Source organism: Myceligenerans salitolerans, assembly GCF_017349295.1.
Classification (GTDB): Bacteria; Actinomycetota; Actinomycetes; order Actinomycetales; family Cellulomonadaceae; genus Myceligenerans; species Myceligenerans salitolerans.
Map to the genome: position 1 here is coordinate 20,261 of NZ_JAFMPK010000034.1, position 14,815 is coordinate 35,075.

General features: G+C 72.6%; 14 protein-coding genes. 9 read left to right on the forward strand and 5 right to left on the reverse strand.

The window, feature by feature from the left end; all coding sequences use genetic code 11:
• Positions 1-173: 173 nt before the first annotated feature.
• Positions 174-1,331, reverse strand: coding sequence for an LLM class F420-dependent oxidoreductase (locus J0911_RS08505; RefSeq protein ID WP_207275030.1), 1,158 nt, complete (start codon positions 1,329-1,331; stop codon positions 174-176).
• A gap of 276 nt (positions 1,332-1,607) precedes the next feature.
• Here J0911_RS08505 and J0911_RS08510 point away from each other — a divergent pair, with 276 nt between their 5' ends.
• Positions 1,608-1,994, forward strand: a complete 387-nt coding sequence (locus tag J0911_RS08510; RefSeq protein ID WP_207275031.1) for an MmcQ/YjbR family DNA-binding protein — start codon at positions 1,608-1,610, stop codon at positions 1,992-1,994.
• Positions 1,995-2,166: 172 nt separating this feature from the next.
• Positions 2,167-3,795, forward strand: a complete 1,629-nt coding sequence (locus J0911_RS08515) for an MFS transporter (RefSeq protein ID WP_207275032.1) — start codon at positions 2,167-2,169, stop codon at positions 3,793-3,795.
• Positions 3,796-3,907: 112 nt separating this feature from the next.
• Here the strand turns inward: J0911_RS08515 and J0911_RS08520 are convergent, their stop codons facing one another.
• Complete coding sequence (locus J0911_RS08520) at positions 3,908-4,855, reverse strand: helix-turn-helix transcriptional regulator (RefSeq protein ID WP_207275033.1); 948 nt, start codon at positions 4,853-4,855, stop codon at positions 3,908-3,910.
• 116 nt (positions 4,856-4,971) lie between these two features.
• Between J0911_RS08520 and J0911_RS08525 the strand changes: the two genes are divergently transcribed.
• Positions 4,972-6,132, forward strand: coding sequence for an epoxide hydrolase family protein (locus J0911_RS08525; protein WP_207275034.1), 1,161 nt, complete (start codon positions 4,972-4,974; stop codon positions 6,130-6,132).
• 50 nt (positions 6,133-6,182) lie between these two features.
• On the opposite strand, the gene cysE is transcribed toward J0911_RS08525, so the two are convergent.
• The 3 genes from cysE to J0911_RS08540 form a co-directional block, all read right to left on the reverse strand.
• Positions 6,183-6,782: a serine O-acetyltransferase gene (cysE, locus tag J0911_RS08530; protein ID WP_207275035.1), complete on the reverse strand. Its 600-nt coding sequence runs from the start codon at positions 6,780-6,782 to the stop codon at positions 6,183-6,185.
• Positions 6,782-7,717, reverse strand: coding sequence for a cysteine synthase A (gene cysK / locus J0911_RS08535; protein ID WP_207275036.1), 936 nt, complete (start codon positions 7,715-7,717; stop codon positions 6,782-6,784). The genes cysE and cysK overlap by 1 nt, the downstream gene beginning before the upstream one ends.
• Before the next feature lie 522 nt (positions 7,718-8,239).
• Positions 8,240-9,307, reverse strand: coding sequence for a lytic polysaccharide monooxygenase auxiliary activity family 9 protein (locus tag J0911_RS08540; RefSeq protein WP_207275037.1), 1,068 nt, complete (start codon positions 9,305-9,307; stop codon positions 8,240-8,242).
• Between the two features lie 171 nt (positions 9,308-9,478).
• Here J0911_RS08540 and J0911_RS08545 point away from each other — a divergent pair, with 171 nt between their 5' ends.
• The 6 genes from J0911_RS08545 to paaE all read left to right on the forward strand — a co-directional run bounded on the left by J0911_RS08545 (position 9,479) and on the right by paaE (position 14,728).
• Positions 9,479-10,333 carry a carbohydrate kinase family protein gene (locus tag J0911_RS08545; protein WP_207275038.1) on the forward strand — a complete coding sequence of 285 codons (855 nt, stop codon included), beginning with the start codon at positions 9,479-9,481 and terminating at the stop codon, positions 10,331-10,333.
• Positions 10,334-10,480: 147 nt separating this feature from the next.
• Positions 10,481-11,422 carry a 1,2-phenylacetyl-CoA epoxidase subunit PaaA gene (paaA, locus tag J0911_RS08550; RefSeq protein WP_207275039.1) on the forward strand — a complete coding sequence of 314 codons (942 nt, stop codon included), beginning with the start codon at positions 10,481-10,483 and terminating at the stop codon, positions 11,420-11,422.
• 123 nt (positions 11,423-11,545) lie between these two features.
• The gene (gene paaB, locus J0911_RS08555) at positions 11,546-11,842 is read left to right on the forward strand and encodes a 1,2-phenylacetyl-CoA epoxidase subunit PaaB (protein WP_443677265.1); all 297 of its coding nucleotides are present in this window, start codon (positions 11,546-11,548) and stop codon (positions 11,840-11,842) included.
• Between the two features lie 90 nt (positions 11,843-11,932).
• Positions 11,933-12,907, forward strand: coding sequence for a 1,2-phenylacetyl-CoA epoxidase subunit PaaC (gene paaC / locus J0911_RS08560; protein WP_207275040.1), 975 nt, complete (start codon positions 11,933-11,935; stop codon positions 12,905-12,907).
• Entirely contained in the window at positions 12,901-13,572 is a 672-nt protein-coding gene (paaD, locus tag J0911_RS08565) for a 1,2-phenylacetyl-CoA epoxidase subunit PaaD (RefSeq protein ID WP_207275041.1), read from the forward strand. Before paaC ends, paaD begins: the two co-directional genes overlap by 7 nt.
• 40 nt (positions 13,573-13,612) lie before the next feature.
• A complete protein-coding gene (paaE, locus tag J0911_RS08570) occupies positions 13,613-14,728 on the forward strand; it encodes a 1,2-phenylacetyl-CoA epoxidase subunit PaaE (protein ID WP_207275042.1) in 1,116 nt (371 codons plus the stop codon).
• Positions 14,729-14,815: the final 87 nt, after the last annotated feature.

Sequence of the window (14,815 nt, forward strand, 5' to 3'; positions counted from 1 at the left end):
GACATCGGACCGACCGAGTTCGACATCGGACCGACCGCATCGATGGCGGGCCGGCCTGCTGTGTGGGTGGTCATTGGCAGGTGGTCGGTGGGGGGTTCGGTGCGGTGGGTGGGGGCTTGGTGTGGTGGGTGGGGGGCTTGGTGTGGTGAATGGGGGGCTGGTGTGGCGGGTGGTCAGCGCGCGGCCGGGACCTTCGTCGGGGCCAGCTTCGCCAGCGCCCGGCCCGCCACCGCTCGGGTGCGCGCGGCGCGCCGAGCGCCCGGCGTCGTCCCCTGCGAGCCCGCCGCGCGCTCCTGTGCGATCGACAGGACCGTGAGCACCGACGACGGATCGCCCTGGACGAGCATCGTCGTCAGCAGCGTGTCCTCCCAGGCGGCGAACCGGTCCCTGATCCGCTTCACCGGGCCGATCAGCGCCACCTCGTCCACCAGCTCCGTCGGCACCGCCCGCGCGGCGTCCTCCTTGCGGCCCGCCAGGTACAGGTCCTGGACCTCGTCCATGGCCTCCTTGTACCCCATCCGGTCGAGGGACTGCTTGTGGAAGTTCGCGCCCTTCGCGCCCATCCCGCCCGCGTACAGCGCGACGAACGGGCGGATCAGGTCCGCCGCCGCCTCCACGTCGTCGCGCACGAACACCGGGACCGTCGCGATGGCCTCGAACCCGCTCGCGGGTGAGCGTTCCTCGCGGCGCTTCGCGAAACCGGCGTCCAGCAGTTCCCGGAACTCCCTGTCGAGCCGGGGCGCGTAGAACGACCCCATCCAGCCGTCCGCGATCTCCGCCGCCAACGCGATGTTCTTGGGCCCCTGCGCGGCCAGCACGATCGGGATCTCGGGCCGGAAGGGGTGGACCGTCGGCTTGAGTGCCTTGCCCAGGCCGGTGGCGCCGTCGGCGTCGTCGGGCAGCGGCATGCGGTAGAACGCGCCGTCGTACGAGACGGGGCGCTCGCGCGCGATCACCTCGCGCACGACGTCGACGAACTCGCGGGTGCGGGCCAGGGGCCGCTGGTACGGCTGCCCGTACCAGCCTTCGACCACCTGGGGGCCGGACGCGCCCAGCCCCAGCACGAAGCGTCCGTGCGACAGATGGTCCAGCGTCATCGCATGCATCGCCGTGGCGGTGGGCGTGCGGGCCGCCATCTGCGCGATCCCCGTGCCGAGCCGCACGTTCCTGGTGCGCGATCCCCACCAGGCCAGCGGCGTGAACGCGTCCGAGCCGTAGGCCTCCGCGGTCCAGACCGAGTCGAGACCGAGCTTGTCGCCGGCCAGGATGGACTGCTGGATGCCCTTCGGGGGCTTGCGTGACCAGTAGCCGGTCTGGATGCCGATACGCATGGTGGGTCCTCGTCGTCGAGCGGTCAGGGAGGTCGGCCGGTTTCCTGGGACTTTGCGTCCCAGGTACCGGGCCAACCCTACCGTGGACGACGGCGCCACGGGTGGCCCGGTGCTCACGGCCGGCGCCCCAGCCCGGACGCCGTGCCCGCCACGCGTGCGCGCCCTGGACGCCGGGCGGAGTCGGTCCGGTCCGGGCGTCGGGTGGCGTGGGTCCGGTCCGGGCACCGGGTGGCGTGGGCCCGGCCCGCCGTACCGAGGCGGCGTACGCTCGGATCCATGGCCACCTACGACGACGTCGCCCGGCTCGTCGCGGAGCTGCCCGAGACCGCCGAGGGGACCCGCTACCGCGGCCGCGCCTGGTTCGTCGCGGGAAAGGCGTTCGTCTGGGAGCGACCGTTCTCGAAGGCCGACGTCACGAGGTTCGGGGAGGACCCCGTCCCGGACGGTCCGATCCTCGCGGTGAGCGTCGACGACCTGGGGGAGAAGGAGGCGCTGCTGGCCGAGGCCAGACCAGGGTTCTTCACCATCCCGCATTTCGACGGCTATCCGGCGGTGCTCGTTCAGCTCGACGTGGTTTCCCCTGCCCATCTGGCGGAAGCCGTCGAGGACGCGTGGTTCGCGAAGGCGCCCACCGGCCTGGCAGGACGCCGCCGGCCGGTGTGAACGCCCGGCACCCCGAGCGGCACCAGCGAAACGGCCGCAGGCGCGACCGCGCGGTACGGCGGGCCACGGGATCGAACGACCAGGTGGCTGACGACCGCGGGCTCCCGTAGGGCCGAGCGCGCCGGCCGAAATCCGCTCGCCGTGCCGGCGCGGCCCGGGGCAGGATCGGCCCGTGACATCCTCTCCATCCCGCGGCGCCCTCGGCTTCTGGGCCGACCTGCCTCGTGACGGCCGCTGGCTGCTGTCCACCGTGGTGGTCAACACGTTCGGCCGTGGCCTCACCCTTCCGTTCACGATCATCTACCTGCACGAGGTCCGCGGATTCTCCCTCGACCTCGCCGGGACCCTGATGGGACTGATCGCGGTCGCAGGGCTCCTGGTGACCGTGCCGGCCGGCGTGCTGATCGACCGGTTCGGCGCCCGCAGCGTCCTCCTGGCCGGCATGGCCTGCGCGATCGCCGGGCAGACGATCCTCGCCTTCGCGACCGTGCCCTGGGCCGCGGCCGTGGGGCTCGCGTTGTTCGGCGCCCAGTTCGGCGTCGCCTGGCCGGCGAACAACGCGCTCATCTCCACGGTGGTCCACGGGGACCTGCGGCAACGCTACTTCGGGGTGAACTTCGCGCTGGTGAACCTCGGGATCGGCGTGGGTGGCGTGGTAGGTGGACTGCTGGTCGACGTGGAACGGCCGGTCACCTTCGTCGTCGCCTTCCTGATGAACGCGGTCACCTTCGCCGCTCCGGTCGTCGTGCTCCTCGGACCCCTGCGGCATCTGCGGCCGGGCTCGGACGCCTCGGCGTCCGGCCGGGAGCCCGGTGCCGAGGCGGTTCGCCGGGAGTCCGGTGCCGAGGCGGTTCGCCGGGAGTCCGGTGCCGAGGCCGCCGGAGCGGCGGACGACGGCGCCGGGCGCGCACGTGCGAACGGTGCCGCTGCCGCCGGCTACCTCGCGATCCTGCGGCGTCCCGAGGTCGCGTGGCTGACGGTGCTGGCCGCGCTGGCCGCGTTCGCCGGCTACGGGCAGATGGAGAGCGGCTTCCCCGCGTACGCGCGCCAGGTCGCGGAGGTGTCCACCCGCACCGTGGGTTTCGCCTTCGTGGTGAACACGGCGGTGATCGTGCTGCTGCAGTTCTGGGTGATGGAACGGGCGCGGGGCCACCGCCGGACGCGTGTGCTGGCGCTGTTCGGGCTGATCTGGTCGGGCTCCTGGCTGGTCCTCGGTGTCTCCGGACTGGTGCCGGGCACCGCGGGAGGCGTCGCCGTCGTCCTGGGGTTCATGGGCGTCTTCGCCGTCGGGGAAGCCCTGCTCCAGTCCGCTCTGCCGGCGCTGACCAACGATCTGGCGCCCGACCATCTGCGCGGCCGCTACAACGCCCTGAGCTCGGCGGCGTTCCAGGTGGGCACCATCGCGGGCCCCGTCGCCGCCGGTGTCCTGCTCGATCGAGGGCATCCGGCGGCGTTCATCACGATGGTGGCCGCGATCTGCGCCGGGATCACCGCGGCCGCGTTCGTCCTCGGCCGACGGGTCGCGCCCGACGTCGACGGTGCGCCCGACGGCGGCGGTGTGCCTGACGTCGACGGCGTGCCTGACGTCGACGGCGTGCCCGACGGCGACGGTGCGCCCGACGGCGGCGGTGCGCCCGACGGCGGCGGTATGTCCGACGCCGATGGTGCGCCTGACGCCGGCGCTGCGCCTGACGCCGGCGGTGTGCCCGACGTCGACGACGGAGTGCGTGGCATCGACGACGGGCCACCGGGCGCACCCGGGAACCGGACCGTACCGGCCGGGGTGCCGACCGCGTCGTGAACGAGGGGCACAGGCGCGGGTCGCGGCGTGTGGCGACCTGCCGCGGCCCGCCGGCACCTCGATGGTGCCGTGCACCGGTGGGAGGAAACCCGCGACGCGCCGTGCGGCCCGGTCAGCCGCCCGCCGCCGCGTACCTGCGTGCCAGTACCTCCAGGTGCTCCAGCAGCTCGGGCGGATCCTCCACCGTGAAGTCGAGCCCGAGCATGCCGATCCACACGGCGACGACCTCGAGACTGTCGCCGCCCGTGACCAGCACGCACGTGTGCGCGTCGAGCGGCTCGACCGTGCCGACGGCCGGGTTGACGCGTGCCAGGACGTCGTCGGCCGGTGCGTGAACCCTGATTCTCGCGTGGATCGCCCAGCCGGTGCGCGCCACGTCGCGGACGACGAACTCGGTCAGGTCGAATCCCGGATCGGTCGGCGCGAACCGCCGTCCCCCGGGCGTGCGCAGCTCCAGCCAGTCCACGCGGAAGGGGGCCCATCCGCCCGAGCCGACGTCGCGCCCCACCAGGTACCAGCGGCGTTGCCAGGCGACGAGCCGGTACGGCTCCAGCTCCCGCGGCTCGCCGCGGTACCGGCACCGGAGCCCCTGGTGGTGACGGATGGCTGCCGCCAGCTCGGTGAGGAGTGCCGGGTCGACCACCGGGTCCTCGACGTTGCTGTCGGTGTTCGACGGGCCCGCGCTCGTGGCCGAGCGCAGCGCGGAGACCTGGCGCCGCAGCCGGTCGGGCAGCACCTGCTCGAGCTTGCCGAGCGCGCGCGTGCTGCTCTCCTCGATCCCGGCGACGGCGGTCGCCGCCCGCAGTCCGACGGCCACGGCCACCGCCTCGTCGTCGTCGAGGAGCAGGGGCGGGAGCTTGCCGCCGACGCCGAGCCGGTAGCGACCGCCCGGCCCGCGGGCCGAGTCGACCGGATAGCCGAGGTCGCGTAGCCGGGCGACGTCGTTCCGGATCGTCCGGTCGGTGACGTCGAGGCGCGCCGCGAGTTCCGGGCCCGACCACTCGGCACGAGACTGCAGCAGGCCGAGCAGGGAGAGCAGGCGGCCCGACGTCGTGCTCATTCGTTCAGAATAACGGAAAGAACCGTTCCTGAACCCTCCGTAACGTCGTACCCATCAGCAGGACCGCGGGAACGACGTCGCACGGGCGGCGCGCCCGCGCCACACAGGAGGAAGCCATGAACGCCAGCGCCACCACCGCCAGGACCGCCGAGATCCGCCCCTTCCGGATCGAGATCCCCCGGTCCGAGCTGGACGACCTGCAGGAGCGCCTGCGCCGCACCCGGTTCCCCGCCGCCGCCCCGGGAGACTCGTGGGACTACGGGACGCCCACGGCGTACCTGCGCGAGACGGTCGACCACTGGCGGGACGAGTTCGACTGGCGCGCCGTCGAGGAGCGGGCCAACGCGTACCCGCAGTTCCTCACCACCATCGACGGGCAGACCGTGCACTTCGTCCACGTCCGCTCGGCGGAACCGGGCGCCCGCGCGCTCGTGCTCACCCACACCTACCCCGGTTCCTTCCTCGAGTTCCTCGACCTGATCGGGCCGCTCACCGACCCGGTCGCGTACGGCGGCAGCGCCGAGGACGCCTTCGACGTCGTGATCCCGTCCATCCCCGGATTCGGGTTCAGCACCCCGATGTCGGAGGGGCCGTGGACGTTCGCACGGGTCGCGCGCACGTGGGACGCCCTGATGCGCCGGCTCGGGTACGCGTCCTACGGGGCGCACGGGAGCGACGCCGGCGCCCTGGTCAGCCGCGAGCTCGCGGTCCTGAACCCCGAGGGCTTCCTCGGGGCCCACGTCCTGCAGCTCTTCTCCTTCCCCAGCGGCGAGCCGGGGGAGATGGACGGATTCGGGCCCAAGGAGTTCGCGGCGCTGGAGCACCTGCAGTGGTTCCAGGGCGTCGGCGGCTACAACGCCATGAACGGCTCCCGCCCGCAGACCGTGGCCGCCGGCCTGAGCGACTCGCCCGTGGCGCAGCTCGCGTACAGCGAACTGTTCGAGAACTTCGGCAACGGCACGAGCGCGGTCACCCGGGACCAGGTGCTGGAGCAGGCCAGCCTCTACTGGCTCACGAACACGTCCGCCACGGCCGTGCGCTACCACTACGAGGAGGCGCGCTCCGGCGCGGAGCCCGTGGTCAGTGAGGGTCGCACCGGTGTCGCCGTCTTCGCCTCCGACTTCCAGACGATCCGGGCGTTCGCCGAGCGGGACAACAGCCGTATCGAGCACTGGGCCGAGTACCCGGAGGGCGGCCACTTCGCGGCCCTCGAGGTGCCCGGGCTGGTGGTCGGGGACCTGCGGACGTTCTTCGCGCCGGCGGCCCGGGCCGCCTGAGGCCGGGCGGTCGGCAAAGGCGTGTGGTCCGGAGGCCGGCGACCGGCGGGTCAGATCACGTACTCGATCAGCTCCGACGGGTCCTGCACCACCGCGCCGGCACGTGCGGGGGCGGGCGTCCGGTTCCGCGCGGGGATGCCCACGGCCACCGCCCCGTTCGGCACGTCCCGCGTCACCACCGCGTTCGCGCCCACCTTCGCGTCGTCCCCGATCCACAGCGGCCCGAGCACCTTCGCGCCCGAGCCGACCATGACCCGGTCGCCGAGCGTCGGGTGCCGCTTCCCGGGACTCATCGAGCGCCCGCCCAGGGTGACGCCGTGGAAGAGGAGGCAGTCGTCGCCCACCTCCGCCGTCGCCCCGATGACCACGCCCATGCCGTGGTCGATGAACAGGCGGCGGCCGATCCTCGCGCCCGGATGAATTTCCACGCCCGTCAGCAGGCGTGAGATCAGGGACACGACGCGCGCGGGCAGCCGCAGCCCCGGCCGCTGCCACATCGCGTGTGCGATGCGGTAGTGCCACACGGCGTGCACGCCGGGGTAGGTGAGGACGACCGCGCTCAGCGAGGTCGCGGCCGGGTCCTGGGCGCGCGCGGTCTCGGCGTCCTCCTTGAGGAGCTGGAGAAAGGTGGGCGCCCAGGACGTGGCCATCAGTCGACCAGGCCCTCGAACAACGGGGTCGACAGGTAACGCTCGCCGAAGTCCGGGGCGACGACGACGATCGTCTTGCCGGCGTTCTCCGGGCGCTTCGCCACCTCGAGGGCCGCCGCGAACGCCGCACCGGAGGAGGTGCCGACGAGCAGGCCCTCCTCGGAGGCCGACCGCTTGGCGGTCTCGACCGCCGTCGCGAAGTTCACGTCGATGACCTCGTCGTACACGTCGGTGTCGAGGATCTCGGGGACGAAGTTCGCGCCGATGCCCTGGATCTTGTGGGGGCCGGGCTGGCCACCGTTGAGGATGGGGGACTCCTCGGGCTCCACGGCCACGATCTTGATGTCCGGCTTGCGCTCCTTCAGCACCTGGCCGACACCGGTGATGGTGCCGCCGGTACCGATTCCGGCGACCACGATGTCGACGTCGCCGTCGGTGTCGGCCCAGATCTCCTCGGCCGTGGTCTCGCGGTGGATCTTCGGGTTGGCCTCGTTGGCGAACTGGCGGGCCAGCACGGCGCCCTCGCGCTCCTGCGCGATCTTCTCGGCGGCGGCGACCGCGCCCTTCATGCCTTCCGCGCCCGGCGTGAGCACGATCTCGGCGCCGAACGCGCGCAGGAGAGCCCGCCGCTCCTTGGACATGGTCTCCGGCATGGCGAGGACGACCTTGTAACCGCGGGAGGCGCCCACCCAGGCCAGGGCGATGCCCGTGTTGCCGGAGGTGCCCTCGACGATCGTGCCGCCCTCCTTGAGCTCGCCCGACTCCTCCGCCGCGTTGATGATCGAGACGCCGATACGGTCCTTGACCGAGTTGGCGGGGTTGTAGAACTCGAGCTTGGCCAGGACCGTCGCCTCCAGGTCCTTCGCCAGGGAGTTCAACTTCACCAGCGGGGTATTACCGATGAGCTTGGTCGCGTCGTCGTAGATGCGGGCCATGGTGTCTCTTTCCTTCGTGTCGTCCGGCTGTTGCGGGTGGTTCGTCTGCTCGGCGGCCCGGTGCCGGTGCATGCCTCTGGCAGTGCACCTCCGGCATGACGCCGCCGGTTGTCCCTGGGATCAGTGGGTGTGAGAGTGGTGTGGGAGCGTCGCACGGGCGTCGCGACCGGTGGTCCGTGCGGGGCACGGTGTCGACACGGGTCAGACGTGGCGTGGACGCTCTACCGACAGAGGCGGCACATTCGGACGATGCGCATGTGGGGGAGCCTAACCCCGGCACGAACGATCGACAAGATCGGTCTCACTTATTGGTCGCATCGATGCGTGGTCCTTGGTGTCGATCCGCCCGCCCGGACGGGGACGGGTCCGAGGCGCCCGGCAGAAGAACGCCGGGGTGTCGACCGCGCGTGAGGTCGGCACCCCGGCGTCCGGGGGCCTGGGGTGGCGGTGTACCTGGATCACCGCCACCCCGGGCGTACCGCGGGATCGGGCCTCCCGCGGTGTTCTCGAGCCGGTTCCCGCTCAGGCGGCGGAGCAGGTGGCGGAGAGACCGCTCCCGCTGCCGCTACCCAGGAACCCGGCCGTGGTCGATCCTCCGGCCGAGAGGCTGCCGTTCCAGTCGACGTTGGTCAGGGTGTTGCCGGACGCGTTCGCGTTCCACGCCTGGGTGATCGTCGCACCGGCCACCGTGACCTCCCAGCCGCTGACGCCGGAGCCACCCGCCGTGACGGTGACCTCGGCCTGGTAGCCGCCGTCCCAGGAGTTGGTGACCGACACGGTCGCGGTGCACTCCCCGGTCCCCGGGTCAGTGGGCTCCGGGTCCGGGTCGGTCGGCTCGGGGTCCGGGTCGGTCGGCTCCGGGTCGGGGTCGGTCGGCTCCGGCTGCGGGTCGTCGGGCCACAGGTCGCCCCCGCCGATGTTGATGTCGGAGCAGAGGTAGTACGGCTGGTCCAGGTGGCTGGCCTGCCAGATCGTGTACAGCACCGCACGGCCGTTGTAGCCGGACAGGTCCACGTTCGTCACGTACGGGGACTGGGCCGGGTAGGACCCCGTCTGCTTGACCAGGTCCAGGTCGTCCCAGCCGAGGCGCTCGGTGGTCGGGTCGAAGCTGGGCTTGGACACGTAGATCCGCAGGTAGTCGGCCCCGTGGTTGGCGCCGTCCGTGAGGGTCAGCGTGAAGTTGTGCGGCACACCCTTGGCGACCCACTCACCCGGGGTGTCCATGTAGTCGTACCGGCCACCCTCGGTGTTGCCACCCGAGCAGAGGGTGCCGCTGGGCACGGCGGCCTCGTGGTTGCCCCCGACGTTCTCACGGTAGAGGCCGTTCCAGTTCCACATGGCGTTGGGGTTGGCGTTCCACGCTCCCCAGCACATCGGGTCGATCGTGGCCATCTCGGGGTTGAGGTGGTCGTCTCCCCAGCGGTCGAGGCAGCCGTAGTTGCGGGTGGGTGGGTCGGTGACGCTGCCGTGGGCCGCCGCGGGCGGGGCCATGGCGGTGTCCGCCGACACGACGGCGACCAGCCCCAGCGGGGCGGCCAGCGCCATGGCGGCGGCCAGGATCAGGCCGCGCGTTCGCGCACGCACTGTCATGGGATGCTCCTCCTCGAGCTTCGGGCCGACCTGTCGGACGGCTTGTGCCGATGGCGTCAGACTGTGCGCATCCGTGCACCGGCGACCAGCGGGTGAATCGTTTACAACCGACCCGGAAACTTTCGCCGGCCATGTCCTGACGGGCCGGACGATCCGGGCGAGTATGGGCGCATGAGCACACCCGCCACCGTCGTCGTCGGCCCCGCCTCGTGGAACACCCTCGTGCGACTCGACGAGCTGCCCGCGCCCCGGCCCCACACCGTCTTCGCGCGCGGGACCGTTCGGACGCTCGGCGGGACCAGTGCCGGCAAGGCGCTGCACCTTGCCGAGCTCGGCTCCCCGGTCACGCTGGTGACCGCCGTCGGCGACGACGCCGAGGCGGAGCTGGTGCTGGAGGCGTTGGGCGCCGCCGGTGAGCATCTGGAGGTGCTCGCGCACCGCGCGCCCGGCCCGACGGAGCAGCACCTCAACCTGATGACCGGCGCCGGGGAGCGGGTGTCCGTCTATCTCGCGGTGCCCTCGGAGCCCGCCGGCCCCGGCGACGAGCACGTCACCGCGCGCCTCGCCGGGGCGCGCCACGTGGTGCTCGACCTCGGCGCGAGCGGCCTGGAACTGCTGGAGGCGGCCCGCGCGGGCGGCGCCGAGCTCTGGACCGACCTGCACGACTACGACGGCGTGAGCGAGTTCCACCGGCCGTTCGCCGACGCCTGCTCGCACGTCTTCCTCAACGACGACGGGACGGACGACCACCCCGCTCTGATGCGGGCGCTGCTCGACCGGGGCGCCACGACGGTGGTCTGCACCCTCGGGGCGAAGGGCGCCGTGGCGCTCACCCGGGACGGGTGGTCCGAGTGCGCGGCCGAGCCGGCCGACGTCGTCGACACCAACGGGGCCGGCGACGCGTTCTTCGCCGGGTTCCTCGCGGCCCACCTGACGGGCGCCGGGACGGGTGAGTGCCTGCGGGCGGGGGCGCGCCAGGCGGTCCGGGCGCTCGGCTCGCCTCATCTGAGCCCGTTCCTGAGCTGAGCCCGCTCCTGACCGAGGCGGTGGGCCCGTCCCTGGGTCGGCGGCCGGTCCGCCGTGGTCCTGGCGCCCCGGGCGTTGCGCCCGGTGGCGCACCTGTGACACATTAGGAACCGAACGTTCGGTCAGTAAATCGCCACGGAGGTCACGATGACGTCGGCCGTCGACGAGGCAGGGCTCGAGTCGCACTTCGAGGCCACGATCGCGCACAAGGACCGCATCGAGCCGCGGGACTGGATGCCCGAGAAGTACCGTCGCACCCTGGTGCGCCAGATCGCCCAGCACGCGCACTCGGAGATCATCGGGATGCAGCCCGAGGGCAACTGGATCAGCCGGGCGCCGTCGCTGCGCCGCAAGGCGATCCTGCTGGCCAAGGTGCAGGACGAGGCGGGTCACGGGCTCTACCTGTACTCGGCGACGGAGACCCTCGGCGTCACCCGTACCGAACTCACCGAGCGCCTGATCTCCGGCGCGCAGAAGTACTCGTCGATCTTCAACTACCCGACGCTGTCGTACGCCGACGTCGGCACGATCGGCTGGCTCGTCGACGGCGCCGCCATCTGCAACCAGGTGCCGCTGTGCCGCACGTCGTTCGGCCCGTACGGGCGCGCGATGATCCGGATCTGCAAGGAGGAGTCGTTCCATCAGCGCCAGGGCTACGAGCTGCTGATGACCATGATGCGTGGCACGGACGAACAGCGTGCGATGGTGCAGGAGTCCGTGGACCGCTTCTGGTGGCCGTCGCTGATGATGTTCGGCCCGCCCGACGACGCCTCCCCGAACACCGCGCAGTCCATGGCGTGGGGCATCAAGACCCACACGAACGACGAGCTGCGCCAGAGGTTCGTGGACATGACCGTCCCGCAGGCCGAGGCGCTCGGCGTGACGCTGCCCGACCCGGACCTCGCGTGGAACGAGCGACGTCAGGCGCACGACTTCGGCGAGATCGACTGGGACGAGTTCTGGCGTGTGGTGGGCGGTGACGGCCCGTGCAACGCGCAGCGCGTGGCGCACCGCAGCAAGGCATGGGACGACGGCGCCTGGGTCCGCGAGGCGGCCTCGGCCTTCGCCCGGAAGCAGGAGGCGGCGTGAACGATCGACGGGTGCGGGTGTCCCGCATGGCACAGCAGGAGGCGGCGTGAACGATCATGGCGGGGTCGCGTTCGCGGTGGCCGACCGGGTGCGGGTGTCCCGCATGGCACAGCAGGAGGCGGCGTGACCGGCGAGGTGCGGGCCGAATGGCCCCTGTACGAGGTGTTCGTGCGCGGCAAGCGCGGCCTGAACCATGTCCACGTCGGCTCGCTGCACGCACCCGACGACGCCATGGCGCTGCGCCACGCCCGCGACGTGTACACCCGGCGCAACGAGGGTGTCTCGATCTGGGTGGTGCGCTCGGACGCCATCACCGCGTCCAGTCCCGACGAGAAGGACCCGCTCTTCGCCCCGAGCGGCGACAAGGTCTACCGGCACCCGACGTTCTACTCCATCCCGGCGAACGTTCCCCACATGTAGCCCCTCACCCGAAGCCGCTCCACAGGTCGCCCCTCACCAGCGCAGAACGCCTTCACCAGCGGAGAACCCCTTCACCAGCGGAGAACCACCATGCCCGACGGCACCGTCCCCGAGCACAGCACCGAGACCGCGCACGCCGGCCCCGCCGCGCACGGCACGGACCACGACAACGCGTACGCCGGACTGCTGGTCAACGATGCCCACTGGGCCTTCGGCACGGACTTCGAGGACCCGCTGGCCGGCGTGGACACGACCGTGCCGGACGGCGTGGAGCCGTCCGTCCTGGCGGCGTACTGCCTGATGCTCGGCGACGACGCCCTGGTCGCCTCCGAGCGGATCTCGGAGTGGTGCAGCCGCGCGCCGGACCTCGAGGAGGACATCGCCCTCGCGAACATCGCCCTCGACCTCCTCGGGCAGGCCCGGCTGCTGCTGGCACGGGCGGCGGCAGCCGACCCGTCCGTCGTGCCCGCGCTCCCGGGCGACTCGCCCGTGCCGGACGAGGACCGCCTCGCCTTCTTCCGTGACGACCGGCAGTTCCGCAACGTGCGGCTCGCCGAGCTCCCGAACGGTGACTTCGGCGAGACCATCACCCGCATCCTGCTGCTGTCCATCTGGCGGCTCGCCCTGTTCGAGCGGCTGACCGGCAGCCGCGACGCCGTCCTCGCCGCCGTCGCCGCGAAGGGGGTCAAGGAGCTGACCTACCACCGCGACTTCGCCGGCCGCTGGTTCCTCACCCTGGCCCAGGGCACCGACGAGTCCCGCCGCCGCGTGACCGCCGCTCTCACGGACCTGATGCCGTACTGGGCCGAGCTGTTCGGGACGCACGACGTCGAGGCCGCGGCGGCCGCCTCCGGCGTCGGCGTCGATCCCGGACAGGTCGCCGGCGAGGCGGACGCGGTGCTCGACCAGGTGCTCGCGGTGAGCGGCGTCGACCGGCCCGAGGCCGCGCCACGAGCGGGCGTGCGCGGCCGGACCGGACGCGACGGCCTGCACACCGAGGCGCTCAGCCGCCTCCTCGCCGAGACCCAGTCCGTCGCCCGTGCCCACCCGAGGGGGCGATGGTGACCGCGACCCCCACCCGCACCCGCCGGCCCGGGGCGGCGGTTCCGCCGACGTCGGTGGCGGCACGTGCCGAACACGTGCGCCGGATCGCGTCGACCGTCGTCGACCCCGAGCTGCCCGTGCTCACGCTCGCCGACCTCGGCGTCCTGCGCGACGTCGAGATCGCCGACGACGGCGCCGTGGTCGTGGCCATCACGCCCACGTACTCCGGCTGCCCCGCGATGGCCACGATGCGTGACGACGTGGTGCGCCGCCTCCAGGAGGAGGGGTACGACGACGTCCGCGTCCGGGTGGCCCTGCATCCCGCCTGGACCACCGACTGGATCACACCGCGCGGGCGGGCGGCGCTCGCGGAGGCGGGCATCTCGCCGCCGGGACGGGTCGCGGGAGCGGCGACCGGTGCCGCCGGGGGGACGGGCGGCCGCGCAGGTGCCTCGGCGCCGGACGCCACCTTGCCGGCCGGTCCGGCGTCCGGCGCCTCGGGAGCCGTGGTGCCCGGCAGGAGCCCCGTCCCGCTCACCCTCGGCCCGACCCGACGCGCGGTGCGCTGCCCGCGCTGCGACTCGGCCGACGTCGAGCTCACCTCCGAGTTCGGGTCGACGGCGTGCAAGGCGATGTATCGCTGCCGCGCCTGCCTGGAACCGTTCGACCACGTGAAGGAGATCTGATGACGACCGGCGTCGAGGCGCCCACCAGGAGGGAGGCGGCATGACCGACAACGGCGAAGCCGTGGTCGTGCCGGCCGGCCGGGCGCGGGTGTCCCGCGGAACGCGGTCCGGCTTCCATACGCTGACCGTCGCCTCCGTGGAGCGCCTCACCGACGACGCCGTCGCCGTCACCTTCGACGTGCCCGACGAACTGCGCGACGTGTTCGACTTCGCCCCCGGCCAGTCGCTCACCCTGCGCCGCGTGATCGACGGCGTCGAGCACCGCCGGAACTACTCGATCTGCGCCCCGGCGGGCGCCCCGCCGCGCGTCGGTGTCCGGGAGATCCCCGGCGGGCTGTTCTCGACCTGGCTCGTCCGTGAGGTGCGCCCGGGGACGCGGGTCGAGGTGGGGGCGCCGTCGGGCAGCTTCCGCGCCGACCCCGCCGCGGGCGGGCGGCACCTGTGCATCGCCGCGGGCTCCGGCGTCACCCCGATGCTCTCGGTCGCCGCGTCGGTCCTGGCGAACCCGGACGCGCAGGTGACGATGCTGTACGGCAACCGGAAGACGACGACGGTGATGTTCGCCGAGGAGCTCGCCGACCTCAAGGACGCCCATCACCGCCGGTTCGACCTGATCCACGTGCTGTCCCGGGAACCGCGCGACGTCGAGCTGTTCTCCGGCCGCCTGGACGCCGACCGGCTGCGCCTGCTGCTGACCACGCTGGTCCCGGCGTCGGACATGGACCATGTCTGGCTCTGCGGCCCGTTCGGGATGCTGTCCGACGCGCGACAGGTCCTCGACGAGCTCGGCGTGCCCCGCGACAAGGTCCACCTCGAGCTGTTCCACGTGGACGGGCCACCGCCGCGGCTCCGGCACGCCGACGCCGTGATCGAGGGTGTGACCAGCGATGTCACGGTGATCCTCGACGGTCGCAGCACGACGACGCCGATGGCACGGGACGGCAGCGTCCTGGATTCCGCGCAGCGTGTCCGGGGCGACCTCCCGTTCGCGTGCAAGGGCGGCGTCTGCGGCACCTGCCGGGCCAGGGTGTGCTCCGGCGAGGTGCAGATGGTCCGCAACTACGCGCTCGAACCGGACGAGGTGGCGCGAGGCTTCGTGCTCACGTGCCAGAGCTTCCCGGTCAGCGACGAGGTCACGGTGGACTACGACGCGTGACCGGGCGCGGCCCGGCGCCGCGGCACGGTGTGGCGCGGTGGCCGGGCCCGGTGCGGTGGCCCCGGTGCGACCGGTCCGCCGTCGCGA

What these genes read in the sequence shown, in the direction of transcription:
- paaD (WP_207275041.1), top strand. Translation starts at nt 12,901, where the DNA reads ATGGTGACCGCGACCCCCACCCGCACCCGCCGGCCCGGGGCGGCGGTT.
- J0911_RS08525 (WP_207275034.1), top strand. Translation starts at nt 4,972, where the DNA reads ATGAACGCCAGCGCCACCACCGCCAGGACCGCCGAGATCCGCCCCTTC.
- paaC (WP_207275040.1), top strand. Translation starts at nt 11,933, where the DNA reads ATGCCCGACGGCACCGTCCCCGAGCACAGCACCGAGACCGCGCACGCC.
- paaE (WP_207275042.1), top strand. Translation starts at nt 13,613, where the DNA reads ATGACCGACAACGGCGAAGCCGTGGTCGTGCCGGCCGGCCGGGCGCGG.
- J0911_RS08510 (WP_207275031.1), top strand. Translation starts at nt 1,608, where the DNA reads ATGGCCACCTACGACGACGTCGCCCGGCTCGTCGCGGAGCTGCCCGAG.
- J0911_RS08520 (WP_207275033.1), bottom strand. Translation starts at nt 4,855, where the DNA reads ATGAGCACGACGTCGGGCCGCCTGCTCTCCCTGCTCGGCCTGCTGCAG.
- cysE (WP_207275035.1), bottom strand. Translation starts at nt 6,782, where the DNA reads ATGGCCACGTCCTGGGCGCCCACCTTTCTCCAGCTCCTCAAGGAGGAC.
- J0911_RS08540 (WP_207275037.1), bottom strand. Translation starts at nt 9,307, where the DNA reads ATGACAGTGCGTGCGCGAACGCGCGGCCTGATCCTGGCCGCCGCCATG.
- J0911_RS08505 (WP_207275030.1), bottom strand. Translation starts at nt 1,331, where the DNA reads ATGCGTATCGGCATCCAGACCGGCTACTGGTCACGCAAGCCCCCGAAG.
- paaA (WP_207275039.1), top strand. Translation starts at nt 10,481, where the DNA reads ATGACGTCGGCCGTCGACGAGGCAGGGCTCGAGTCGCACTTCGAGGCC.
- cysK (WP_207275036.1), bottom strand. Translation starts at nt 7,717, where the DNA reads ATGGCCCGCATCTACGACGACGCGACCAAGCTCATCGGTAATACCCCG.
- J0911_RS08545 (WP_207275038.1), top strand. Translation starts at nt 9,479, where the DNA reads ATGAGCACACCCGCCACCGTCGTCGTCGGCCCCGCCTCGTGGAACACC.